The organism is Arthrobacter sp. Sr24 (assembly GCF_054511175.1).
In genome coordinates this window covers 1-25,239 of record NZ_JBTNDB010000003.1, presented here as the reverse complement: position 1 = coordinate 25,239, position 25,239 = coordinate 1, and the positions used below count along the sequence as shown (strand labels likewise).

Here is a 25,239-nt window from a genome sequence, read left to right as displayed (position 1 = left end):
TTGTAGGAGCTGGCCCGAACACCACCGATTTTGGAGCAACCATGGCGCTAGCTGCCGCAACAACTCTCTCTGCCACCATCCAGCGCGTCACGGATGTCTTCACCAATGAAGACTTCATCAAGCATGTCAGTGAAACCGTGGGCGGGGAGCTGAAGAAGTTCACCATCAGCGGGCCCACCGATGCAGCCTTCACCACCCAGACCATGCGCACGTTGCCCACCACGCGGATGCCGGAGATGGTCAAAAAGTTCGTAGGCGCAACATTGACTGTCACCCAGGATGAGTCTTGGAGCGCCCCCGCACCGGATGGCTCCCGCACCAACACCATCAAGCTTTCCGTCGCTGGGGCACCCGTGGATGTCTCGGCCCTGCAGAAGTTGACGGCCGACGGCGGCGCCACCTTGGTGGAGCTCAGCGGCGAGGTTACATCCGGTGTGCCGTTCTTGGGCGCCAAGATCGCCTCCGCAGCGGAGCCGGTCATTGGCCGGGCCCTGAACCTGCAGGCCACATTGGCTCAGAAGTGGCTGGACACCCATCCGTCCTAAGTCTGTTCACCACAGCATCCCCACCATCTAAAGGTTGCCCATGGATCATCCTGCTGGCAGAAGCTCAGGCACCGCACCAGGCACCACCTCGGGCACACCAAGCACCAACGAGAGAACAAAGGGCGCACGCAGCAGAACCAAGCTGTACGGCTCCGTGGCCCAGGGCCTTTTAGGCGCGGAGGGCCGCCACGATTTGCTGGTGCGTCAGTTCCCCCTGGTCTTGGTCATGTCGCTCGTTGTTGTATTGATGGCGGTGTTGTACCCCGATTTTCTTGCCGATCCGCTGTTCATCACCGGGTTCCTCATTCTGGTGTTATCGGTGGGGCTGGCCGCGTTTGTGCCCTGGAAAAACTTCGCGCCCGAGGCCGTTCTGCTGTTGCCGGTCCTGGACTTAGCCGCCATCGGGGTAGCCCGCACCGGCGCTGCCGGAGCCATGGAGGTACTGGGGCTGTTGGTCATTTTCCCCACCATTTGGCTGGCCAGTGCTGACAAGGAACGTGGCACCTTGATAGCCACGGTGGGCATGGTGGCAATGGTGTTATCTCCCATTGCCTTTTCGGACGTCACATTAACGGCGCAGGTGTGGAGCAAATTAATTCTCCTTCCGGTCACCATCGGTGGCGTGGGGTTGACGGTCAGCTCCATGACGCGGCGTCTGGAGGCGTCCTCAGCACAAAACCGCCAGGAGCGGCAATTACTGCACTCGATCCTCCAGGCCATCGACGTCGGCGTGGTCGCCCTGGACACACAAGGTCAGGCTGTGGCCTCCAATGATGCCGAACTCGCAACCCGTGCCCGGCTGAGCGCTGTTGCCGTAGGTGGCTCCCCGGCAGCCGCTGCCGCTCGAGCAACCATGGACGCCCTGCCCCTCTACGAGCCGGATGGCACCACGCTCATCCCCTTTGACCGGCGTCCGCTGATGCGCGCCATCCGGGGCGAGCATTTCATCAACTACCTCCACTGGGACCAGGTCGCCGGCGAGAAGGTGGCCCGGTACGCTACGTCCGGTCCCGTGCATAACGACGCCGGTGAGGTGGTGGGGTGCGTTGTGGCGTTCTCTGACGTCACCCCACTGATGGAGGCAGCGGCCAAGCAATCGGCGTTCGTTGCCTCCGTATCGCATGAGCTACGCACTCCCCTGACCTCGATCCTGGGTTATACGGATCTTTTGCGGGAGCGCTTGGAGGACGACGGCGGCCCACCCGCTCCCGAGCTCGCCGTGATCGAGCGCGGCGCGCACCGTTTGGGCGTCGTCGTCGAGGACCTGCTGACGGCGGCATCCGCCACAATGAGCATGACGCCGGTGCGCTTTGACTTGGCCGAGTCCATTCACTCTGCCATCGTGTCCATCAGGCCCACGGCCCATGCCGCAGGTATCGCGCTGGAACAACACATCACAGGCCCAGTGCCCGTCATGGTAGATCCGGAACGCATTGGCCAATTGTTGGATAACTTGCTCTCCAATGCCATCAAATACAGCCCCGCGGGGACCACCGTGAACGTCCAGGCCCGGACCGATGCCCCTGCCGGGCAGGTCGTGGTGGAGATTCACGACCAAGGCCACGGGGTCTCCAACGCTGACACGGAACTGGTCTTTGACACTTTCTACCGCAGCGAAGGCGCCCGCCAATCAGGTGTTCAAGGAGCAGGGCTGGGCCTCAGCGTGGTTAGAGCCATCGCTGAACGCCATGGCGGAACGGTCCAGCTCCACAGCGCCAAGGGCCGCGGCACCACGGTAGAACTGCGCTTACCGGCATTGAAGCCGGCCCCCCACAGCACCGCTGCATCACCCGGCACCCCGTTCACTTCTGTCAAACCCATTCCGGAGCCGTGATGCACAGCAAATCCACCGTGCCCCAGCGGCTCCGCCGGGTGTTTTCCACCTTGGGCAACAACAAACAACTACACCTATTGGGACTCCGGGAACGGCTGTTCCTGACCCAGCTGCCACTGAACGTGGGAGCGGTCCTGGCGGTGGGTGTCCTGGCACTGACCAATCCGGCCGCGTTGACCGATGCCGGTTTCCTGACTGGCGTGCTCATCATTGCGCTGGTGACTGTGGCAGCCTTGGGCGTGCCTTGGGAACGGCTACCGCCGGTGGCCTATTGGGTGCTGCCCTGCGCTGATCTGCTGGCCGTGGGGTTCTTGCATGCAGCGAACGACGGCGGGACCGCCTGGTTGGCGGTAATGACCATTTTCCCGGTCTTTTGGCTGGCCTGGTCCGGCATTTCCATGCGGGCCGCCCGGGCCATCTCCTTCGCCGGTCCCCTGCTGATCGTCTGGTATCCACTGTTCAATGAGGGCATAGTCAGTGCCGCAACCCTGGCCGCACCCTTCCTGTGGCCCATGGCCAACTATGGGCTTGCCGTGGCGGTGTCCATGATCGATTCCAGTGGCGCCGATCGCCGCGCCACCTCTGACTCCCAGGCACTGGAACTCCAGCGCGCACTGCAGGAGAGCAGCCAGCGGGAGCAGCTGTTGGATACAATCCTCAATACGGTGAATATGGCCGTCATGGCCATTGATCTCCAGGGCGCCACACTGTTGGGCAACGCCCCGCAGAACGAGAACCATCTCAGGGCTTCCCGGGCCGGTGTCATCACGGACCGGGAGGAAGACTTGGAAATTTTCGCCGCGGACAAAATCACCCTGATGCCCAATGAGGACCGGCCCATGGCCCGGGCCCGGCGGGGAGAGAGCTTCACGGACCTTTTGGCATGGATTGGCCACGATGAGCATCAGCGCGCCATCTCATCCTCCGCCCGTCCCATCCGTAATGACGACGGCGTCCGTCAGGGTGCGGTGGTGGTGGCCAATGACGTCACGGCCCTTGTCAATGCCTTGGCTGCCAAGGATGCGTTCGTGGCCAACGTGTCCCATGAGCTGCGCACGCCATTGACCTCCATCATCGGCTATCTGGACCTCGTGCTGGAGGATGCCGATGCCCTCCCGGCGGGGGCAGCCACAGCCTTGGGCACGGTGGCCAAGAACTCCGAGAAACTCTTGAAGTTGGTCTCGGACCTGCTGACCACGGCAGCCGACGATCCACAGGTGCAGCCTGTTCCCACGGATCTGGCGGCCTTGATTCGCGGGAGCGTGGAAATGGCTGCCCCGAAGGCGGCTGCGGAAGGGGTGAGCGTCGCCGTCGAGCTTCCTGCGCAGCTCAACGCCACCGTTGATCCGCACCGCATGGGGCAGGTGCTGGATAATCTGATCTCCAATGCCATCAAGTACTCCCCCGGCGGCAATGTCAACGTCAGGGTCGAAGCCGGTCCGTTGGGTATCCGGATCGATATTAGCGATACCGGGATCGGCATCGCAGCCGCCGATCAGGAGGAGGTGTTCGCCAAGTTCTTCCGAGCCCGGTCCTCCCTGACCAGCACAGTGCCCGGCGTGGGATTGGGTCTGGCCATCACCAAGGGGATTGTTGAGGCCCACGGCGGCACCATCTCCGTTCTCAGCCAAGTCGGAGAGGGAAGCACGTTCACCGTCAGCCTGCCCACCAACCGCGGTGTGGGTTACCGCAACGTCGTTGAGCTGGATTCGCCCGCGAGCGAACCGGCGGGTGCCCTGAGCGCTGTCAGCGGTCAGCCCTAACCGGGGTGAGAGCTAAATTGCTAGGCGGTAACCCACTCCGCGCACGGTTTTAATCCAGCGCGGATCCTGGGGATCGTCGCCAAGCTTGCGGCGCAAGTTTGCCATGTGCACCTCGATGGTGCGCTCGTCGGAGTCGCTGATGAAGCCACCGGTGTCGTAGGCGTCGCCGCGGAGGCTGCGGACCAGATCCGCCTTGGTGCGCACCACCTTTCCGCTTTCAAGCAGTGCCTGCAGCAGGTCAAATTCGGTGCGAGTCAGATCCAGCTCAGTGGATTCCAGAGAGACGGTGCGGGACTGGCTATTGAGTGCCAAACCATTGTGGCCCAGGGTTTCCGCCGCGGCGGCAACGGCGGCAGTTGGAGCCGCCTGCTCAGCTGTCCGAGGCTGCGTCATCAGGTTCGCCGGTGCCGCAGTAACACCAGCGCTGGGATCTTCCTGTGCAATGGCGCCGGCGGTTGCCTCGGATAGGGCACCAGCTGTGTGCGGGCGGCGCAACATGGCGCTGACCCGGGCCCGCAGTTCACGCGGACGGAAGGGCTTTGTCAGGTAGTCATCGGCGCCGGACTCCAGGCCCAATAGGGTATCCAGTTCTTCGGCGCGGGCTGTGAGCATGATGATGTAGCTGTCGCTAAACATCCGGATCCGCCGGGCCACCTCAAAACCGTCTATGTCAGGGAGCCCCAGGTCCAGGGTGACAATGACGGGTTGATGGCGGCGAACAGCCTCAACGCCTTCGGCACCGTTGGCCACGGCGTGAACCTCAAAGCCTGACTGTCCCAACACCATGACGATCAGTTCCCGAATGTCCTGATCGTCCTCGATCACAACGGCTACGCGCACCTGTTCCATTTCCCACTCCACCTTTGTTCTGAGACCGGCGGCATGAGTGACTCAAATAATTCCCCGTCATGCCCTATGCAGTATATGGCTTTTAGGTGGGGAAATTGGCGTCAGTACCCGCGGTAAGCCCTTCCCGAAAGCCTTCTTCGGATAGACCTACCGAGTTAAAGTTCATTACTTTAACGATCAGTACCCAGCCGCGCTACCCGCCTTGATCTGCCAACCCAGCTAGCTTACCCCGATTCTTGAGCGAATCTTAGGCAAATCCTGCGTCTATTTCGCGGCATCCTAAAACCACCTCCGGCACAATCGAAGAGGTTCGGGAATTGAGACGCCCGCAGCTGATAAATGCAGGAATTGAGATGCCTGTATTTGACGGAAACATGTGCAGAGCTCATCCGCTGGGGTGAGCAAACCTCATTGTGTCCGCGCGGGAAACCTCCGCATGAGAACGGAGGTTTCCCGCGAAGAGCGAGCTGACCTAGTGGATTTCCTTTGACAAGCCGCGAATCGACCTAGCCTGTGGCGAATCTGCCGAAGCGATGGTGTCCATCAAGGTGGTCGCCGACGCCCCGGAAGCTGAACAGTACGCCGTCATCTGGGCTGAGGTTCGTGGGGACGCCACGGAAGGCAGCAACATTATCCAAGCCAGCCAGGCTGGTGTCCGCGTTTGCCTTTCCGTGGGTGAGGGCAGTGGAGCGCTGAGCTCATGCTCAAGAGTGGGGTCGCCAAGAAGTCGACGACCCGGCCTTCCCTTTAATCCCAATGGGTATTGCCTTCCTCGTGCTTGTGGCGGCTGTCATCTGGTGGATGCTGCGCCGCCAGACGATCGCAAGCTCACGCCAGGTGTAAGCCAGAAAGAGGCCTTGCACCGAAAACACACCTTCAGGCTAGATGCGCGCGCTTCTCTGAGTACATACAATGTCTACGACCCAGCCACCAGATCCGACAGGTAACTTCTCCAATGACTGACGTTTATACCCGCAACAACGTACGTATCCTCGGTCAGGAAGATGGGCCGGTAATGATGTTCGCCCACGGCTTCGGCTGCGACCGCGGCATTTGGGAGAAGATGTTGCCCCGGTTCACGGACACCCACCGCGTAGTGCTGTTCGATCACGTAGGGGCGGGCGAATCTGACATCGGCGCCTACGACTCGGTAAAGTACGCAACCTTGGACGGTTATGCCAATGACGTGCTGGAAATCTGTGAAGCTCTGGACCTTCGAGATGTCACCCTCGTCGCCCACAGTGTCAGCGGCATGATGGCCATTGCCGCCGCAGCAGCCGATCCCCAGCGTCTGAGTCAGCTGGTATTGCTGGCCGCATCACCGAGTTACATGGACTACCCGGAAGACGGGTACGTAGGCGGATTTACCGCCGAAGACCTTGACGGCTTGTTGACCTCCCTCGATGCGAACTATCTTGTATGGGCCACCACCATGGCCCCGGCCATCATGGGAACACCGGATCACCCCGAATATGCTGCCGTGCTGGAAGCCAGTTTCCACCAGGTCAACCCAATGGTGGCCCGCGAATTTGCTCGCGTCGCCTTCCTCTCCGACGTCCGCCACCTCCTCGAGGCCGTCACAGTGCCCAGCCTGATCCTGCAGTGCACCGACGATTTGCTAGCCCCGGTTCACATTGGCCGGTACCTGCACCAGAATCTGGCGCAGAGCACCCTGGTCCAGCTCACAGCCACCGGACACTTCCCCCACGTGAGCTCGCCGGATGAAAGCGCTGACGCCATTGTAAACTATCTGAGCGGCAGGACAAAGCACCCCGCGGAGCCGGAACTGAGCACCGCCCGATCATGACAACTTCCCGTGCCAGTTCCCCCTCACCACACTTCGAAACCCTGTTTCATCAGGCACCGGCCGGCTACGTCATCACCAGTACCGATGGCACCATCCTTGAAGTCAATGACACATTCCTGGCGTGGTGCGGACTGGAACGGGACTCCGTAGAAGGCACCAACCTGCTCATGCTCTTCCCTGTGGGGGACAGAATCATGTACGCCACCCATGCCCTGCCCCAACTGGCCACTACCGGGGAGTTCCGGGAATTGGCGGCAGACATCGTCGGCGCCGCCGGTCAACGCTTTCCAGCCATGCTCTCAGCCACCCGCGGACCGGTGGCTTTGGGAAAGGTGCCCGTGGATAGGATCATCGTATTTAGCGCCCCGCGGCGGCGCAGTTACGAAAGCGAGCTCGAATCCGCCCTCCGTCGGGCAGAGGACGCAGTGAATGCCCGGATCAGGGCCGAAGCTGACGCCGCAGCCCACCTGAAGGCACTGGTGCAAAAGGAGTTGGACCTGCAAGCACTACTGAGGCAAAGCCGCAGGAACGAATCCATCCTTGAAGCCGTACTCGACACCGTTGACGTTGGCATCGCGGTCGTCGACACCGAGGGCCACGAGGTGATGAAGAACAGCCGTTACCAGAACGATCTGAGCCATGCCACCGCCAGCGAAGGCGGGGAAAGGCTACTTTTTGGCCTGGACCGAACCACTCCTTCCCCGCCAATGGAAAAACCCCGGTTACGTGCCGCCAAGGGGGAATCCTTTTCTGACGAGCTGTTCTGGGTCGGCCCCCCTAGCGACCTTAGGGCCCTGAGTTTCTCCGCGCGGACCATCAAGGGCATCAATAATTTCACTGGGTCCGTGCTTGCCGTGGCAGACTTGACTCGCCTGATCAATGCCATGGCTGCGCAGGAGGATTTCGTGGCCAACGTTTCCCACGAACTGCGCACCCCGCTGACCTCCATCATTGGCTACCTCGATCTGGTATTGGATGAACCGGAGCTGCCCGGGCATATTGCCGCTCCCCTGACCGTAGCCATGCGCAACTCCGAACGGCTCCTGGAGCTGGTGAGTGATCTGCTCTCCACCGCCACCCCCGGCGGCGCCATAAACCTTCAATCCGCGGATTTAGCAGAAATCATCCACGCACGCATGGCCTCCGCCACGTTGCGAGCCAACGCCAAGGACATCTCCCTTCTCGTCGAGATTCCTTCCGCCCTGCCAGCGGAGGTGGATCCGCTAAGGATAGGTCAGGTCATCGATAACCTGCTCGCCAATGCCATCAAATACTCCCCCAACGGAGGACGCATCACCATCAGCGCCCGGTACACGCCGGAGACCATCGTGATGGAAGTGACTGACACGGGTATGGGGATGACGGCCGAGGAAGTGCAGCAGGCGTTTAGTAAATTCTTCCGCTCCGGAGCCGTCCGCAAAGCCGCCATTCCCGGTGCGGGCTTGGGACTGGCCATCACCAAAAGCATCGTCGAAGCTCACCAGGGCTCCATTACCCTCACCAGCGACGTCGGTCAGGGCACCACCGCCACCATCGCCCTGCCCCGCAACCCCAGACCCAGCTAATCCATGTAGTCCAAGTAACAGGAGGACGTCAAACACTCCAGCAACTGCTCCACAGCTGGCAATGTGACATCATCGTTAGGTATCAGCCGGAAGCCTCCCGAGCCCACCTTGGCCCCGGTAGGCATTCCAAGAGTGGCCGGTGCACAACTCATGCCGAAGTTGGAATCACTTGTCTCAATCCACAACAGCCACATGGCTTCGCCGTCATTTTTACGAGCGTTCCTTGCGCGTCAAGGTCATCCTCTCGCAAGCACCGCTTAGCCTGACTTTCCTGTTGCTGATGGTTCATGCGGCGGCCCTGTACCCACAGGCATATGCGCACCCGTCCTTCATGATCGGTTTGTGGCTCCACGCTGCCATCCTTGCCCTCTGTTTTGTGGTCCCGTGGAACAGGCTCCCCCAATCCTCCTTCTTGGTGATCCCGTACTTGGACTTTGTGGCCATTGGGTTTATGCGTGACGGCACCTTGGATTACGCCACCACGGCGGGTCTCATGGTGCTATTTCCTGCGTTCTGGCTCTCGGCGTCGGGGCTGGCCCGCAAGACCGCCGTGCTGTTCAGTGCGCTGGGGACGTTGTTGGTCGCTTGGGTCCCCCTCTTCCTTGACCCAGCACCCCTGACTGCCCAAGCGTTGGGTCTGCCGGTGTTGTTCCCCTTTATGGTGGGCGTCTTTGCCTTTGCCGTGGTGGGGATGACGGCCAGCATGGATAGCCAACGCCTGAAAGTTGAATCCAAAGATGACCAATTGCGCACTGCGTTGGCTGAGAGCCGCCAGCGGGAAAAGTTGCTGTCCACCATCCTAAACACCGTTCCGGTGGGGCTTGTGGTGGTCGATGCACAAGGACATGACAGCTTGATGAACGAAACCCAGCGTGCCGCCCACGCGCTGGGCATCCCGGAGGACGTGGCGGACCCGGCCGAGCATGAACTGCTCCTCTTTGGCATGGATAAAGTGACTCCCATGGCGGCAGAGGACCGGCCCGTGCGCCGCGCGGTCAAGGGTGAGTCTTTCAGCGACGCTGGTATTTGGCTCGGTTCCGGGGACCAGGCCCGGGCCTTTTCTACTACGTCCCGCATTATGGAAGATGAGGACGGCAACTACGACGGCGCCGTGGTCGTCTTCCACGACATCACTGACATGACAGAAGCCCTGGCAGCCAAGGACGCCTTTATCGCCAGTGTCTCCCATGAGTTCCGCACACCGTTGACGTCCATCCTGGGCTACACGGGTTTGCTCTTGGAGGATGAGTCCCACCTCCCGGCAGGTGCCCAAAGCTCGCTGGGCATCATTGAGCGGAACGCCGAACGGCTGCTAAGTCTGGTGAATGACCTGCTGGACACCAAAACCATGGAGATCCATCCCGCCCCCGCGGATTTTTCCAAGCTCGTGGCCCACAGCGTTGCAGCAGCCACCCCCGCAGCAATCGGCAATGGCGTCGCCTTGCGGGCTGAAGTCCAGGGGCCGTTGCCGGTCCTGGTCGACGCCGTTCGCATCAGCCAGGTGCTGGACAACCTCGTTTCCAACGCCATTAAGTACACGCCCGACGGCGGCCCCGTCACCGTGCGGGCCTGGACCGAAGGTGACGCCCTGCTGTGCGAGGTGCAGGACGTTGGCTTGGGCATGAGTACCACTGATCAGGAGAAGGCCTTCACCAAATTTTTCCGATCCGATCAAGTCCTCGAACGTTCCATAACAGGACTCGGGCTGGGGCTAGTCATCACCAAGTGGATAGTGGAAAAGCACGGTGGCAACATCTCCTTGCAAAGCGAACCGGGGGCCGGCACCACAGTCCGTTTCGCGCTCCCAGGGGCCGTGCTCGAGAGTGCGTGAAGGCAGGCGGGTTGCCTTAAAAATTAGTCCGGACGCCAATGCCGAGGCTGTTGATCCGGTGACTTTCTAGCTCGAGTCACTGTCCCCGCGTTGGAATCGTGAAGGTGAAAGTGCTGCCCTCACCCTGCTTACTCTTTACGGTGAGGATGCCGCCGTGTGCCTCCACAATGGCCTTCGTGATGGCCAGACCCAAACCGACCCCTGGCACTGATTCCCTGCGCGCTGATTCCGTCCGGTAAAAACGTGTGAACAGCCCGTCTTGCTCATCTTCGCTCATGCCCGCACCATAATCACGAACCGAAACGCGCAGCTCCGATGGGAGGCTTCTACCCACAACTTCCACTACGCCATCGGGGCGAGAAAACTTTACGGCATTGGAAATAAGATTATCCACTGCCTGGCCAATCCTGCCTCGATCAAAACTGCCCTGCATCTTTGCATCCACATCGCAGTGGAGCGTTACTCGATGTTCCTGCGCGCCTGGACGCGCCGTCTCCACCGCAGAGATTAACACGGACCGTAGATCGTCAGAGGTAGCCCTCACCACCATGGCATCACGTGCTGAACCCATCAGGTCGTTGACCAGTGTGAGCAGACGTTCGGCATTGCGTGAAACGATTTGGAGGTAGCTGGCCGCCACTTCGTCGTGAACTTCATCCATCACCAATTCCAGATACCCCAGAATGGAGGTGAGGGGCGTGCGCAGTTCATGAGATACGCTCGCAACAAAATCTTCTTGGGCAGCCGCCGCATCAACAACTTGGGTCACGTCATGAAAAACAATCACGGCTCCCCGGGGCATACCGTCCTCGTCGGTGATTTGCCGGGCGGAGGTGGCCATGGCTCGTTGGCGGGCACCATCCCCCAGCCAGTAGAGCGCGCCGGAGAATTCAGCGCCGTCCACGGCCCGTCGCACGGGACGGTTGAGGGGCGTTGTGAGCGTCTTCTTGTCCGGATCAAAGACGAGAAGTTCTGCTTCTGTTGGATCAGGGTTGTTCGCTGGCATCGCCAACTGATGGAAGAACTGCTGACGGCGATTCATCAGAATATCGTGGCCATTTTCGTCAACAACCACTACGCCCACATCGGCGGCGTCAATGAAAGTATTTAGTTGTGCAGCCCGTCGTTGTGCCTCGGCACTTGCCAGTGCCAGTTGTTTGGCTTGTAGCTGACGGTTAGTGGTCACCACAGTGGCGGCAATGGCCAGAGCCAAAATGATAAAAGGAATGGGCAAAGGTCTGAAGAAGTTGGCCTTGGTCAGTTCAACATGACCAAAAATAATGGGTGCCCAGCCGATGAGCAAAGGGCCGACGAAGGCCACGATTCTTGTCGCGATGGGATGCATGTCAGACCATGCCAGCCAGAGCACCGGGAAAACCAGCAACATGGGTGGGCCGTTAAGAGTGGAGTTGGAGGCATTGATCATGGCCCCGATGGGGATGAAGTCCGCCAGGGGCACCAACCAGCTACACCAATGTGGCAAGCGCTCCCAATGCAGGAGAGACGAGGCAGCCAACAGAACATAGACACCAATGACACCCCAGACAAACAACGGGCTGGTTGCGATCTGTGGCTCCACGGCGTAAAGAAACAAGCCAATGAACAGCGTGGTTATGGCTAAAGGGAGCTGGCTCAAAAAAGCGCGGTGCGCCCTCGGAAGATCGAAGAAGTCCGCCTCGACGACATTGCGCCATCTCGCCTCCGATGAGTTCTGGCGCCCTTGGACGGGTCGATCAGCGCTCAAGGACAGCCACCAATTCTGCTTTCAAATTCTTTGGCGTAAACGGTTTTAACAGGTACGCATCCACACCACAAGCCAAGGCCTGGTCTATGTCATGTTGCTGTCCGCGCGCGCTCAGCATAACGATCTTGCCGCGGTGGAAGGTCCGCAGTTCTTTAAGGATGCTCAAACCATCAGAATCTGGCAACCCCATGTCTAAGGTAATGAGGTCCGGGGGAAATTTGCGCACCAATTCCACTCCGGCACATCCTGTAGCCGCCGACATCACGTGAAATCCCATCTGGCGCAGCAGTATTTCAAGAAGGCCGCGGATATCCTCGTCGTCCTCAATGGCTAGTGCTGTTTTACCGTTCGAATCCCCCATTTTCTCAGTATAGTGACACCATGCCCCCAAGAATTACGTCTGCGATCCATGCGTTTCGGTGGAGGGTTCGTTTGAAAGATCACCTCCAACACGACCTTCGCCCACTTCGCCCACTTCGGCATCGGTCAGGTTCAGCCAACCAATGCGCTCGGTCCAGGGTTGCGGCATCAAAATTGCGTTCAGTGCTGTATTCGTCAACGAACCCGGGTACGTCCGGTTTAGCCGTGTGATCCTGGAATCAGGCAAGTGAGCCACTGCCTTCGTAGGGAATCTGGCGGAAATGGACCTTCGGCCTGTGCACTCCCCCACCCTGCAAGAATCAAAGGCATCTATTTTCCTTGTTAGCCCGGCCAACGAAACCGAGGTGGCGCACTGTCTTTGGAGCTGCACGGTACGTCCTAATCTTGGCGGAACCATGGCGCTTACCGCATTAACAACCCTTACGGCTGCGGCCCAGAGCGTAGCCAATGTATTTGCCAAAAAAGAACTCAACAAGCACATCAGCGAAACGGTCGGTGGCGAGCGAAAATCGTTCACCATCAACGGCGCGTCCACTACTAAGTCCGTGCGCACGCTGCCAATCGCACATATGCATGACATCGCCAAGGAAGTCCGGGGCTCCCCTGTGGATGTGAAGGGTGAGCTCAAGCTCGAGAGCCAAGGCGCTTCCACCCTTGTAGCTCTCACCGGCGAGGTCAAACGCCGAATCCCCTCCCAAGGCGAGACGATTACTTCTGCGGGCCGAGCCGGTCATTGGCCACGCATTGGACTTGCAGGCAACGCTCGCTCAGCAACGGCTGAAAACAGACAGCTAAGCTGTCCCGCTCCTCAACCTCCATCGGACACCCGATACTAAAGGACACGGCACCAGCTCGTCTCAACAAGGGATAAGTCAAGAATTCAGTTCTGTCTCTGAATCTCTAAGTGAGATCCCGCACCGCCCAACAGCGCGGGCGCTGTCATTGGCCAGATGCCGCGGGCTCCTCCACTCAAATCTTCCCTATAGGCAGACGGGGAACCATCGGCCACAGTCAACACTAGGGAGACTGGACCGCCCGGCTCTTCTCTGTCTAGTTCTGCTGCACTGGGCACCCAGATCCTAACAGTGAGGACTTCTGCTATGCCGGGGGCAAGGCTTGCCACGGCCGATGGCCGCAACCCGGCTCTCACCGATGACGGGGCGACGCCACTCAGATTCCGCGCTGCCAGAGAAACACTGACCAGAAAGGAGTAGTCATTACGAACCCACACGGATTCCTCGAGCCACTGCCCTGACATGAGACTCGAGGAATCAGCAAACAGCAAACAGCACAGGAAACACCGGTGAATAGTTACTGTCATCGGCACTGAAAACAAGTTGCTCGTTGTCCAGGCCAAATCCAGGCACAATGATCACATCTGCCATCAAAGATGACCATGTCATTGGCATCGCGGCTAGAGCTGCCCTTCCTCGCGGGCGTCCAGTAGCAGAGTCATCTTCTTGAATTGGAGAAACTGTAGCCCATGCTTCAGATTTCTCCTTAAAACCATATTCAGAGGTCACGGTTCGTCTTCCTTCCACGCCAGCGACACGACCACTAGCGTCTATGAACACGGAAAAGTTTAAGGACGTCACTCGCTACCGAGACCGGCACGCGTGGCGTCGGGGTATGGCATAGTTTGGGCAAAACTCAAGCGTCGTCAGTTCAACCCGTGAGACTCCCACAGAGTGTTTAGCTCAGCAGCTCCTCACGCGGGATGGCCGATCGTCTGCTCGTGGCGAACACACATCACCGTGCGTTGAGTGATTGCCTTACCGAGTCTGTGGCGGAAAAATTCGGGCCAAGGATCTTTGGCAAAAATTGTGGACTGTCCTCTTAATTTTCATGATAGCTTCCTAACCAGAAAATCATGCCCCCAGTAGGCAGTACAAACATAAAACCGCACTGAGACTCAAAACACAAATGCTATTTATTTAGGGAAGCACTCGGTCACATAAATACCCCCTTTTTGTGCCTCCCAGAAGATACTTCAGGGTGTTCTTTCAGTGGATCCGCTAGGCCTGCGGATGGCTTGGCTACGGTCCTGTTTGTCGGGCGTCCCCTATCGGCTCTGGCTGTCATTGGCACCCATTCGCCAACCACGCTGCGAACCGTCCCACTGAGCCCGAGAGCAATCGATAACCTCGTTGCTATTGCCACCAACGCAATCTTCTGCATAGGCGGGAAAATCACTGCAGTGACTCAGTGTTCGCCGTTGCCGTATCGGACGCCCGTGACGAGTTCGGTGACGGGGTTCCGGACGTGTATCAAAAGTAACCGTCACAGCTGATACAGGACCAGAGTGCACGTCAATGTGCTGCGGCCTCCGCTCAAAAGCAAGTGTTCAGCCGCGGGATTGGATTGCGGAATCGAGTAGTCGGTACTCTAGCGTCGCCAAACTCCGCTTCATTAGGCTCAAACGCAACAGGATAAAGTTGCCGCAACCACGGCCTTGAGCAAAGGAAATTCACGCGTTATGAGTCGGTACAGTCGGTGGAAAGCCAGGCGAAGGCGGCAGGCGCGGGAGCAAGACTCGCACTGGAAGTACGTGTTTTTGGGCGTGCTCGCCGCGGCGGCAGTCGCCGTGAGTTTATTGGCCCTTCAAGGCAGCTGAGTGAATCGCTCACTACCCGGTAGCCGGCTCCACTGACGGTTTTGATCCAGCGCGGATCCTTTGGGCTGTCCCCTAATTTCCTGCGCGAATTCGCAACTTAAACCTCGATGGCACGTTCATCTGAGTCGCTGATGTCCTTCCCCAAGCCATTGGCATCGCCGCGACGTTGCCGCACCAGACCGAATCGTGGGCGGGTCAGCTCACCCCGCAGCCGTCAACAACTGCGGCCCGGTCGCCAGTGTTGAGGACTAGACCATTGACTTCTGCCCCGGAGCCAGAGCCGCGTTGGGTGAGACAGCTTCTTCGGCAAACCGCGGGCGGCGCATCATGGCACTGATCCTCGCTCGCAGTTCTCGGGGTCGGGACGGCTTTGACAAGTAGTCATCGGCACGGCCGGTCAGCATGACAATGTAGGCGTCACTGAACAAGCGTATTTGTCGCGCAACTTCGAAGCCTTCTATATCGGGCAGCCCCAGGTCCAAGGTAACAATGGCAGGGTTGTGTTCCCTGACTGCACTCACTCCCTCGGCGCCGCTACGGGCTGCGTGCACCTTAAACCCCGATTGGTTGAGAATGACGGTGATGAGTTCTCTAATGTCCTGATCGTCTTCGACTATTGACAGCTACACCAGAGTTATCCATTATTTCCCACCTAGAATCACTGAGGCGGCTCAAAACATCCGTCACATGTTGTGGCGTTTGGGCACACAGCCTAGTTTCTCGCCTTCACTATGACATTATCGTAGGCGGCGGATCAGCACTCGCTCACGTGAGGCGATTATTTTTGGCCTCACCCAAATCTTTGGTTCACAACGGTCCTGCACCCCTGAAGCGCCCATCACCTAAACGGAAGTCATCTTGTCTGAAACTCTTGCGGAAAAGCTCGTTGGCCGCTTCTTTTATCAACGTTCATTGCGTGTTCGCGTCATACTTAGCCAGCTACCCTTTTTCCTGACCGTGGCGTTAGCCGCGATTCTTATCGCGTGGACCACGCCAGTGCTGCCGCACAATCCGCAGTTGATCGCAGGTTTGTGGCTCACTACGGGCCTCACGGTAGCTTGCTTCGCCGTCCCTTGGGACAGGCTCCCTCGCCCATCATTTCTGATCATCCCCTACCTGGATTTTATAGCCGTGGGACTCTTCCGCGAAGGGATTCAGTCCCATCTCTCGTCGGCGGGCATACTCGCGTTGTTTCCCGTTTATTGGCTCTGCGCTTCAGGATATGCACCCAAGGTCGCCATCTTCTCCAGCACACTAGCGACTTTGTTGATTGCCTGGAATCCAATACTTCAGTCAGAGCAAGTTAGCGGAGACGCGCTGCTGCGTCCGCTGCTCTTTCCTTTCATGATGTTCGGCTTTGCCATTACCGTCGTTATTCTCACCACTAGCATGGACCGCCAACGGATTGCCTTAGTGGGCAAAGACGCGCAGCTCCGTGCAGCTTTGCAGGAGAGTCAGTATCGCGAACGGCTCCTGGAAACAGTCGTGGACACTGTTGGCGTCGGGGTGCTGGCGGTGGATGTGGACGGCAAGGGACAGCTCATGAACACAACTCAAGCCACAATCCATGCGTTAAGTCTGCCCTCGCACATAAGCGATCCAGAGGAGAAGGATCTCCTACTGTTCAGCTCTGAAAAGGTTCCCCTAGCACCGCAGGCTCGGCCAGTTCAGCGCGCCGTCAACGGTGAGTCGTTTACCAATTATCAAATTTGGGTGGGAGAGGGTGAAAATTCCCGAGCAATCTCTGCAACCGCCCGAGTGATTCCTAGCGAAGCCAACGCCTCCGTTGGGTCCGTGATTGCCTTTCACGATGTAACTGACATGGTTAATGCCCTGGCAGCTAAAGATGATCTTCTCGCCAATGTTTCACATGAATTCCGGACACCGCTGACTTCCATCCAGTCTTACATTGCACTAGCACTTGAGTCGCTTGCATCAGATCCCGAAAACGCCACCCTATATTTGCATATTGCCGAGAGGAATGCGGAGCGCATGGGCAACCTCGTCTCAGACTTGCTCACCACAGCTGCTATGTCCGTGGAACGGGTTCCGTGCAACATGTCCCAGCTACTCTCAGACAGCGCCTCGTCCGTTGCCCCGGCGGCAGAAGCCAATGCCGTGAAAGTGGTGCAGCACTGTGACGATCCGCTAATGGCCATGGTTGATGGTGCCCGGATCGGCCAAGTGCTGGATAACTTAGTTTCAAACGCTGTGAAGTACTCGCCCGACGGCGGCACCCTCACCTTACGTGCATGGGCCAATGGCACCGATCTCCACTGCGAAGTCTCGGACACGGGTTTGGGCATGAGCTCTGTTGAACGGGGCCGACTATTCCAAAAGTTCTTCCGTGCAGGAACTGCTGTAAAGCGCGGCATCCCGGGCATCGGACTGGGCTTGATGATTTCCAGGGCAATTCTTGATAGCCACGGTGGCTCCTTGACGCTCGTCAGTGATCCGGGATCGGGAACCACCGTGTCCTTTGTTATTCCCGCTTGTGTGGTGACTCCCTAAAGTCATCGGTTGGTCTCCGCTACCGAGGCAGTCCTTAACCGCGCGCTGAACTTGCAGACCCACAAACATTAGGGGCGTCCGGCAGAATGCCGGACGCCCCTAATGTTTCAGGATCTACTTCTTATCTTTCTCAGCCAGTATTTCTTGGACTTGCGTATTACTGAACATGGTCCATGCCGAATTGGGCGAGCCTTGCATGGCCGCTAAGGGGCTGTCCTGGCGGGTCCACCATTTGGCTTCAAAAATACGCCCTTCGAACATCACCCGCTGACCCTTGAGGTACGTGTCGGCTTCATCCCAGAGCGGATACGTTCCGGCAGGCACCGCGACTTGTACTGCGGGCTTGTCTCCGGGCAGGACCGGCCCAATCAGTTTCCAGGGCACCGCTCCCTCAATTGCAACGGGATTGTCGGGTACTTCGTCCTGAGTCCACCATTTTGCCTCATAAACATTCCCGTGCCAGACAATCCTGTCACCGACAACGTAGACGGCCAGACTGTTCCAAATCGGGTAGGGGCTGGTTTTTGGATCATCGACGGGCAGCGACTCCTTCACGGTCGGCTGAGCGGTAGCTGAGACCTCAACCAAGGGGTTCTTGAGCCCATCGCCGAGCACAGTGGAAAACAACTGCCCCTTTTGATCCACACCACTGCAGCTATTGGAGACCCTGGTGATGTCCGGATAGTTGGGCCCACACGTCGCATCTCGGTTCATGGACCACATGGACATCTTTCCCACGCCCATAGCAACGGCAAACTCATGCAGACCTGCCGCATCCTGAAGTGTGAAAATCTCCCCCAGAACGTCATTTTGTCCGATCATGGGCGTCAAGCCAATCTTTCGCCACAATGACTCAGAGCCAAGTTCCTCACCTGCAGCTTTATAGACGGTACGCAACTGTGCGTGCGTTGCTTCAGCAGCGGCAGTTGAGGCCTCAAGCATTGTGGTGCCAGCAATCTTGCTGCCGCCATAGTCCATCGTCATGATATTGACGCCGGCAAGATCAACCTTGCCGTCCAACATCGCTGTCACTGCAGCGATGCCTTCCGGCGTCAATCCTGTGGGGGCAACTGGAAGAGTTAGCCACACACTCAGCGGCTTGTCATCAGCAAGCCGCTCGGCCTGCAACGCGGCAACTGCATCTGCGCGGCGTGCTAGTGCCGCGGTGTCTGTTAGACCAGCACCTTCTATGTCGAGATCAATAGAGCTCAGGTTGTAGCGGTCAACTACGGAGGCATACGCCTTTTTTAGCTTCGAAACATCGGTGCAAGTGACAGCAAGTTCGTCATTGGCTTGGCCACCGAAGGATACCGAAACTGAACCACCCACTTGAACTAGCCTGGCAACTTTTCGGTCCAGATCCAGATCCTGTCCAGCCTGATCCATCGAATAATAGGTGCCCCAGCTTGGTTCGCAGCCGTTGTCCTTGTCCGCCACAATAAATGAAAGAATGACTGCTTTGGCAGCCTCGGAAGCTGGGACTTCAAAACCATAGGTGGGGGTCGCAGTTACGTCCACGTAGCCGGCGAAGATAGCCCGCTCAGATGCGGCTGCTTCAGCATCGTGATACCGGTTCCATCCGACAATGACTCCAGCCGCTACAAGTGCTGCAACAACGCCCAATGCTAATAGCCGAAATAGTGAAAGTTTCCGCCCTGGAAAGCGCTGAGACACAAGAACCCCAATCTTAGTTACTGCAGAGAAGTGACGTGGATTATTACTGCGTCCGTACCCGGCGAGCTTCCACTACTATAAGTATATTGATAGGCGATCGGTAACTGGTCTCAAGTTCCCAGAAGTCCTTTTTTCACGGTGCGGTTTATTCGCACTTTCTTAGAAAATCTTGTTCAGGGGGAAACATGTCTGAGGTGCTTGTTGCGACAGGGCCGGACCAGAACGATCACGTCGAGATCGCCGACACTACAAAGGTTTCTGCACAGCCGGTGAAGGGGCCTCGGCGTCAGTGGGGCGCCGAGAAGCGCTCGGAACCGCTCTCTATCGTGCATCCAAAGCCGTCGGGCCGCAAAATAACTTTGGGCCGGTTGGCTATCGTTGTCACTATTGTGGCGTGGCTGTTGTATCTGATCACCACAGTAGTCAAGCAAATTGCTGACAACCCCAACCTCGGTTTTCGATTCCAAATGGAAACCGTCTCCTATGTTCTCGTGGTGACATTCTTAACGTTTTCTGCACTGATGTACCTTTTGGCCCGGCAGGGAGCCCTATACCGGTTTCGTGATCACCAGCGAGTACCCCGCGGGGAACTCGATCGGCATTTTGCCACCTACGATGATGGCATCACGGTATTGGTCCCCTCCTATGCTGAAGAAGTCCATGTGGTGCGTGCAACTCTGTGGTCCGCTGCGCTGCAGGAATTTCCTGATCTAAAAGTTGTTCTGCTGCTGGATGATCCGCCTGCTCCCAAGGATCCGGCGGTGGCCGAGAAACTAGACGCCACTCGAGCCTTGGCCGCGGAAATTTCAGATGCCCTGGCAGCCCCCGCCCTACGCGCAAATACCGCTTTGGCCGCATTCCGATCTAAGGGATACACCACGGGTCCGGTTCCAGCCGACGAGCTCCACGCGGTCATGGACGAATATAACTACGCGGCAACGTGGCTGGAGGACATGGCCACAGCTGAACAAGTGGCCGATCACGTGGATGAATTTTTCGTTGACTTGGTCGTCATGGGCCTGTCGCGGGAATTGCGTCTGGTTCTCCTTGCCTTGGACGCGGCAAGGGCGCAATCGAACGCTCCGGACGCGTCCCGAGTTGAGGAGCTATACCTCCGCTTGACCTGGATCTTCAATGTAAAGACCGAATACTTTGAACGTAAAGCCTACGCAAGCCTCTCGCATGAAGCCAACAAGGCCATGAATCTCAATGCCTACATTTCACTCATGGGCGGGAGGTGGCAGCGCGAGGTCACCGACGGTAACGTAGTCCTGCGACGTCGGGCCGAAGAAGAAGATAGCGAGGCAGATAATGCCGAGTCTGATGACCTCATAGTCCCCGACACCACCTACCTCCTTACTCTGGACGCTGATTCCCTGCTGCTGCGGGACTACTGCCTACGTCTGGTCTACTTCCTGGAATCCGCCGGCAATGAACGTGTGGCGGTTGCGCAAACTCCTTATTCCTCGTTCCGTGGAGCACCCACCCGCATCGAACGTATCGCCGGTGCAAGCACCGATATTCAACACATCCTTCACCAAGGAATGACCTACTACGGGGCAACTTTTTGGGTAGGCGCCAACGCCGTGATCCGTAAAATTGCCCTGGAAGATATTGTCGAAGTTGAAACCGTGGGTGGCTTCGAAGTTCGCACGTACATCCAGGACCGCACGGTCATTGAAGACACTGAATCCAGTGTGGATCTTGGTACTCATGGCTGGAAGCTATCGAATTATCCTGAGCGGTTGAGCTACAGTGCCACACCTCCCGACTTCGGATCCTTGGTGGTCCAGCGGCGCCGGTGGGCCAATGGCGGACTCCTCATTTTGCCTAAGCTCTGGGATCAGGTTAGGCGGCGTCGCCAGCGTCGGGAACCAATCCTCTTCCGTGAAATGTTATTGCGTGTCAATTACATGTCCTCGATCGCTTGGGCCAGTTTCGGGCTCTTGTTCCTGCTCGCCTACCCCTATGACAGCCGTCTGCTGAGTCCTCTCGTATTGGCGGCAGCCCTGCCCTATTTCCTGGCCATGGGTAGCGACTTGCGTGACTGTGGGCACCGCTTCAGTGACATCTTCCGCATCTATGGCTTCAATATCATCTTGTTGCCGGTCAACCTTGCAGGCGTTCTTAAATCACTCCAACAGGCGTTCACGGGTGACAAGATTCCCTTTGTGCGCACACCTAAGGTCAAGGACAGGACAGCTGCTCCAGCCCTGTATGTTGTGGTCCCCTACCTCATTGTTGTCTTCTCGCTGTTCACGTTGTGGCGCGATGCTCTCGTGGGCAACTGGGGAAACCTTGCCTTCGCTGCTTTGAATGCCGTATTGGCCGCATACGCCATCCGCGCCTACATCGGGATAAGGAATTCAGCGGTGGACGTAGGCCTCGGTATGCTCAACTTCCTGTACGTCAAGCCGCGTGCACCCAAGGTGGTAGCCCCGGACGTGGTTGTACCCAAGACCATCGAAGAAGTGGACTGGCAAGCACTCCTCTACCACGGAGACAGGAGGCTGAACCGCGATCTGCGAGGCGGCTCAGACCGACGACGGCGCGTATCCTCGCGATGAGGATTACCCATGCTCGCTGAGTCCCCAGACTCCCGAATGGCCCACCTCGTCGAAGCCATCGAGAAGATCGCCGCCGGCGAACTCACCACGCGAGTTCCGGTCTCCCCCGCTCAGGACCAGCTTGACTCAGTCATTGCGGGTTTCAACTTGATGGCGGAAGAGCTGATGTCCTCGCAATCCGAGCTTGAGGCTCGGGTGAAATCGCGGACGGCAATGCTAATGGACGCCTTCCGCAAGATGGAGCTGATGGCCCTCACGGACCCGCTCACAAAACTGCGAAACCGCACTGCGTTGGAGACCGTCCTGGAATCAAGTTTGTTCGACTCTGACGTCAACGGTCCCCCCGCCGTACTGGTCCTGGATCTGAATTCCTTCAAACTCATCAATGACACATTGGGCCATGCCGCAGGCGACCATGTCTTGCAAGTGGTGGCCGAACGCCTGCGCGCCTCGGTTCGCAAGGAAGATACAGCCGTACGTCTTGGTGGAGACGAGTTTGCCGTCGTTTTGCAGAACACCACTGCCACCCGCGCTAGCCAGGTCGCCCACCGAATTGTGAAAGTACTGGCCCAACCTTTCAAGGTCGAAGACACGGTTCTTTCCGTCACGGCGAGTATAGGTATCGCCGTTCCTACTGCAGGCGACTCCGCACTGGATTTGATTCTGCACGCTGACACCGCCATGTACGCAGCCAAGAGACGTGCCGATACCAATGTCACCCTCTTCACTCCTGCCTTGCTCAAGGCGCGTCAGTTGCACCGAGCTCTCGCCACTGAACTCCAAAACGCCATAGATACCGACCAAATGCTGTTGCACTACCAGCCGATTGTGGAGCTGGCCACCGGAAAAGTGGTTGGTGTTGAGGCACTAGTTCGGTGGCAGCATCCAAGCCGTGGCCTGGTAATGCCAGATGAATTCATAGACCTGGCCGAGGAGATTGGTGCCATCGGCCAACTGTCCACCTGGGTTCTCCAGGAAGCACTTGCCCAACTCCGTGTATGGCTGGAGTCCTTGGAGCTTGATCCCCGATTCACCATGAGGGTGAACATATCAGCCACCCAGCTTCAACACCCGGAGCTGTTGGAGGACGTCCAGCGAATCCTTGCTGCCGAGGGGATAGCGCCCAGTGCTCTGGTGCTCGAATTGACCGAGTACTCCATGGTCACAGGAAATGAATGGGATGACTATACGTTCAAAGGCTTGCGTGATCTGGGAGTACGCCTAGCCATAGACGATTTCGGCACGGGCTATTCTTCCATCAGCTACCTGCGCACTCTGCCCGTGAATGGGGTAAAAATGGACAAGTCTCTCATTGGAACACCCACTCAAAAGCAACCGGATCAACTCTTCATCGCCGCCATCTTGCAGCTGGTAAGATCGTGCAATCTTGCCTCGACTTTTGAAGGCGTAGAAACTCAGGAACAGGCTGCCATGCTTGCTGAACTGGGCTGTGAAGATGGCCAAGGCTACTACTTCTCCCGCCCTATCTCGGCAGCTGATATCAATGACAACTTGATATCGCGTTTTCTCACCACCCCCTGGCGATCGGGAAGTGAGGCGAACATGGTGAGGCCACTCTCCTACAGTTCAGATGGGAAGAACTAAATCGACTCAGCCAGCCTCCATCACAGGACTGCAGTGCGTATCATGAGACCTACGCAGTCTTCCCGAACAGGGCACACAACGTATCAACACAACACCAGGGAAGAGGGCGAATTAAGGATATGAAGTACTCCTTATTGCCGTTAGTATCCATGGAGTCACTCACCGCCCTTGAGGAATCCTTGGAAGGGCAAACGGCAATGTCACGTGGGTTTGTCAGCCGATTTATCGAACTCTGGCCCCAGCGGTTTTCACGTCTCACGGACGCTGTAAGCTCTTCAGATTGGTCCGACGCCTCAGAGTCGGCCCTGAGTCTTTTTTCATCCAGCACCATGGTGGGAGCTGAGCGGCTCGGCCAAATGAGTGGCGATCTAGTGGAAATACTCAAACAGGGTGGTCAAGACCAAGTTCGCGAGAGAATTTCTGACATCGGGCGTTGCGGTGATGAGACGGTAATGGAGCTGACCATCCGGTATGTTCAGCACACAACCTGACCGAAAAACATCCACCAACCACTCTTCTCAGCACCTCAGTTCCCCTACAGTGCCCCTGCTGTACTGCTTTCGCTATAGCGGGGACGGCGTAGCACGGCACTAACCCGTGCACGCAGCTCACGTGGGCTGAAGGGCTTAGTGAGATAGTCATCGGCACCGGATCCCAAACCCGCCAAAGTGTCTATTTCATCGGCTCGCCCAGTCAACATGATGATGTGAACATCACTGAATTCCCTTACCCGGCGCGCTACTTCGAAGCCGTCGATGTCCGGCAGCCCAACATCCAAAGTAATGATGTCCGGGTTGCGCGTGCGGATGGTTTCAATGGCGTCAACACCTCGATTCTCGGCGTGAACCTCGAATCCCGCCTGGTTCAGGATCACGGTGATTAATTCGCGAATATCCTGGTCATCTTCAATAATGACGGCCACACGAGAACTGTCCATTTTCCCTCACTAAGGCTGCTTCAACTAGAAGAGAAACACGCCCGTAGCGACCCGAATCCGGCCCCAGACCGTGTTTATAACTACATTATGACATCATCACGGACCCTCTTTATGCATGGGCAAGCAAAGGTCGTCGGTGACCCATGGCTGGTTCTCAGAGTCCCAATCGGGACCATTGCGGCTCAATCGACTATCCGTTTGTATAGTCTTCTGCCCCAAACCACCCAAATTGGTTGATTACAGTCCACAACGGCCGGCTCTGCCACTAATGTTGGAGGACGAAAGGCACCAGTGCTCACGATTGCACGCCACCGGAACAGGAGACGAGAAACCACAATGAAACCTTCTTCGCTGCCTCTTGTTTGCCTAGCAACATTGGAATCACTCGAGGAATCTCTGGACGGCGAGCAGGCGCTCTGCCAGAGATTCGTGAGCACCTACGTTGACATGTGGCCGGGTCGTTTCGTGCGTATTTTTGAAGCTGTCAGCGCAGGGCACTCAGAACACGCCATGGACGCTGTTTTGAGTTTGCGAAGCTCTTGCAAGATGATCGGTGCCGTTCGCTTGGGCGAGCTGGCAGATGATCTCGTCAATGACCTCAACGCTGGCTGCATGGCCGCTGCAACAAAACACCTGAAGGCATTACGGAAATGCGGAAACGAAACAGCGTGGCAGCTCACTTCTAGTTACGCCCAAGTGGCATAACACCTGATTCGACGGCGGCCTCAAAGCTACGTCGAAGACATGTCAGATTCCTAGAAATTACCTCATACGCTTGACCTCACAGTAATCTGGTAACCATGCCCACCCTCAATTTTGATGCTATTGCTGCGCCTGCTTCCGACCCCCTTGACAGGTTCCATGTTGTCATACCGGCAGGGGGCGTCGGCACCCGGTTGTGGGTTACGTCCCGCTGAGTGGTGGAGTTTGCCTCAACACCGTGCGGGTCAGTTCTTTGATTATGCTGCAGTGAGTTCTGGGAGCAAAATCGCCTCCTCCACGGGCTCGGCGG

19 protein-coding genes are annotated in these 25,239 nt (G+C 57.7%); 10 read left to right on the top strand and 9 right to left on the bottom strand.

The window, feature by feature from the left end; translation table 11 throughout:
- Positions 1-41 precede the first annotated feature (41 nt).
- From ACX80D_RS03120 to ACX80D_RS03110, 3 genes are read left to right on the top strand one after another with little or no spacing between them, the layout of a single operon-like run.
- Positions 42-545, top strand: coding sequence for a DUF2505 domain-containing protein (locus ACX80D_RS03120; protein ID WP_459321173.1), 504 nt, complete (start codon positions 42-44; stop codon positions 543-545).
- Positions 546-585: 40 nt separating this feature from the next.
- Positions 586-2,379, top strand: coding sequence for a sensor histidine kinase (locus ACX80D_RS03115; RefSeq protein ID WP_459321172.1), 1,794 nt, complete (start codon positions 586-588; stop codon positions 2,377-2,379).
- Positions 2,379-4,142: a sensor histidine kinase gene (locus ACX80D_RS03110; RefSeq protein WP_459321171.1), complete on the top strand. Its 1,764-nt coding sequence runs from the start codon at positions 2,379-2,381 to the stop codon at positions 4,140-4,142. The genes ACX80D_RS03115 and ACX80D_RS03110 overlap by 1 nt, the downstream gene beginning before the upstream one ends.
- Positions 4,143-4,154: 12 nt before the next feature.
- Here the strand turns inward: ACX80D_RS03110 and ACX80D_RS03105 are convergent, their stop codons facing one another.
- Entirely contained in the window at positions 4,155-4,991 is an 837-nt protein-coding gene (locus tag ACX80D_RS03105; protein ID WP_459321170.1) for a response regulator transcription factor, read from the bottom strand.
- 506 nt (positions 4,992-5,497) lie between these two features.
- Complete coding sequence (locus tag ACX80D_RS03100) at positions 5,498-5,629, bottom strand: hypothetical protein (RefSeq protein WP_459321169.1); 132 nt, start codon at positions 5,627-5,629, stop codon at positions 5,498-5,500.
- A 317-nt stretch (positions 5,630-5,946) separates the two neighbouring features.
- Between ACX80D_RS03100 and ACX80D_RS03095 the strand changes: the two genes are divergently transcribed.
- From ACX80D_RS03095 to ACX80D_RS03085, 3 genes are all read left to right on the top strand, one after another.
- Positions 5,947-6,798 (top strand): alpha/beta fold hydrolase, encoded by an 852-nt coding sequence (locus ACX80D_RS03095; RefSeq protein ID WP_459321168.1) that lies wholly within the window; start codon positions 5,947-5,949, stop codon positions 6,796-6,798.
- Positions 6,795-8,363, top strand: coding sequence for a sensor histidine kinase (locus tag ACX80D_RS03090; RefSeq protein WP_459321167.1), 1,569 nt, complete (start codon positions 6,795-6,797; stop codon positions 8,361-8,363). Before ACX80D_RS03095 ends, ACX80D_RS03090 begins: the two co-directional genes overlap by 4 nt.
- A gap of 169 nt (positions 8,364-8,532) precedes the next feature.
- Positions 8,533-10,194, top strand: coding sequence for a sensor histidine kinase (locus tag ACX80D_RS03085; protein ID WP_459321166.1), 1,662 nt, complete (start codon positions 8,533-8,535; stop codon positions 10,192-10,194).
- A gap of 76 nt (positions 10,195-10,270) precedes the next feature.
- On the opposite strand, the gene ACX80D_RS03080 is transcribed toward ACX80D_RS03085, so the two are convergent.
- The 5 genes from ACX80D_RS03080 to ACX80D_RS03060 all read right to left on the bottom strand — a co-directional run bounded on the left by ACX80D_RS03080 (position 10,271) and on the right by ACX80D_RS03060 (position 15,508).
- Complete coding sequence (locus ACX80D_RS03080; protein WP_459321165.1) at positions 10,271-11,830, bottom strand: sensor histidine kinase; 1,560 nt, start codon at positions 11,828-11,830, stop codon at positions 10,271-10,273.
- Between the two features lie 97 nt (positions 11,831-11,927).
- Positions 11,928-12,299, bottom strand: a complete 372-nt coding sequence (locus ACX80D_RS03075) for a response regulator transcription factor (protein WP_459321164.1) — start codon at positions 12,297-12,299, stop codon at positions 11,928-11,930.
- 430 nt (positions 12,300-12,729) lie between these two features.
- The gene (locus ACX80D_RS03070; protein WP_459321163.1) at positions 12,730-13,053 is read right to left on the bottom strand and encodes a hypothetical protein; all 324 of its coding nucleotides are present in this window, start codon (positions 13,051-13,053) and stop codon (positions 12,730-12,732) included.
- Positions 13,054-13,590: 537 nt separating this feature from the next.
- The gene (locus ACX80D_RS03065) at positions 13,591-13,842 is read right to left on the bottom strand and encodes a hypothetical protein (protein ID WP_459321162.1); all 252 of its coding nucleotides are present in this window, start codon (positions 13,840-13,842) and stop codon (positions 13,591-13,593) included.
- Positions 13,843-15,181: 1,339 nt separating this feature from the next.
- Positions 15,182-15,508: a response regulator transcription factor gene (locus ACX80D_RS03060; RefSeq protein ID WP_459321336.1), complete on the bottom strand. Its 327-nt coding sequence runs from the start codon at positions 15,506-15,508 to the stop codon at positions 15,182-15,184.
- Between the two features lie 283 nt (positions 15,509-15,791).
- On the opposite strand from ACX80D_RS03060, the gene ACX80D_RS03055 reads away from it, so the two are divergent.
- A complete protein-coding gene (locus ACX80D_RS03055; protein WP_459321161.1) occupies positions 15,792-17,444 on the top strand; it encodes a sensor histidine kinase in 1,653 nt (550 codons plus the stop codon).
- A 114-nt stretch (positions 17,445-17,558) separates the two neighbouring features.
- Here ACX80D_RS03055 and ACX80D_RS03050 read toward each other — a convergent pair whose 3' ends face one another.
- Entirely contained in the window at positions 17,559-19,067 is a 1,509-nt protein-coding gene (locus ACX80D_RS03050; protein WP_459321160.1) for a chitinase, read from the bottom strand.
- A 236-nt stretch (positions 19,068-19,303) separates the two neighbouring features.
- Here ACX80D_RS03050 and ACX80D_RS03045 point away from each other — a divergent pair, with 236 nt between their 5' ends.
- Positions 19,304-21,685 carry a glycosyltransferase family 2 protein gene (locus tag ACX80D_RS03045; protein WP_459321159.1) on the top strand — a complete coding sequence of 794 codons (2,382 nt, stop codon included), beginning with the start codon at positions 19,304-19,306 and terminating at the stop codon, positions 21,683-21,685.
- A gap of 9 nt (positions 21,686-21,694) precedes the next feature.
- Complete coding sequence (locus ACX80D_RS03040; RefSeq protein ID WP_459321158.1) at positions 21,695-23,290, top strand: bifunctional diguanylate cyclase/phosphodiesterase; 1,596 nt, start codon at positions 21,695-21,697, stop codon at positions 23,288-23,290.
- A gap of 535 nt (positions 23,291-23,825) precedes the next feature.
- Here the strand turns inward: ACX80D_RS03040 and ACX80D_RS03035 are convergent.
- The gene (locus ACX80D_RS03035) at positions 23,826-24,227 is read right to left on the bottom strand and encodes a response regulator transcription factor (RefSeq protein WP_459321157.1); all 402 of its coding nucleotides are present in this window, start codon (positions 24,225-24,227) and stop codon (positions 23,826-23,828) included.
- A gap of 336 nt (positions 24,228-24,563) precedes the next feature.
- Between ACX80D_RS03035 and ACX80D_RS03030 the strand changes: the two genes are divergently transcribed.
- A complete protein-coding gene (locus ACX80D_RS03030; RefSeq protein ID WP_459321155.1) occupies positions 24,564-24,932 on the top strand; it encodes a hypothetical protein in 369 nt (122 codons plus the stop codon).
- Positions 24,933-25,239: the final 307 nt, after the last annotated feature.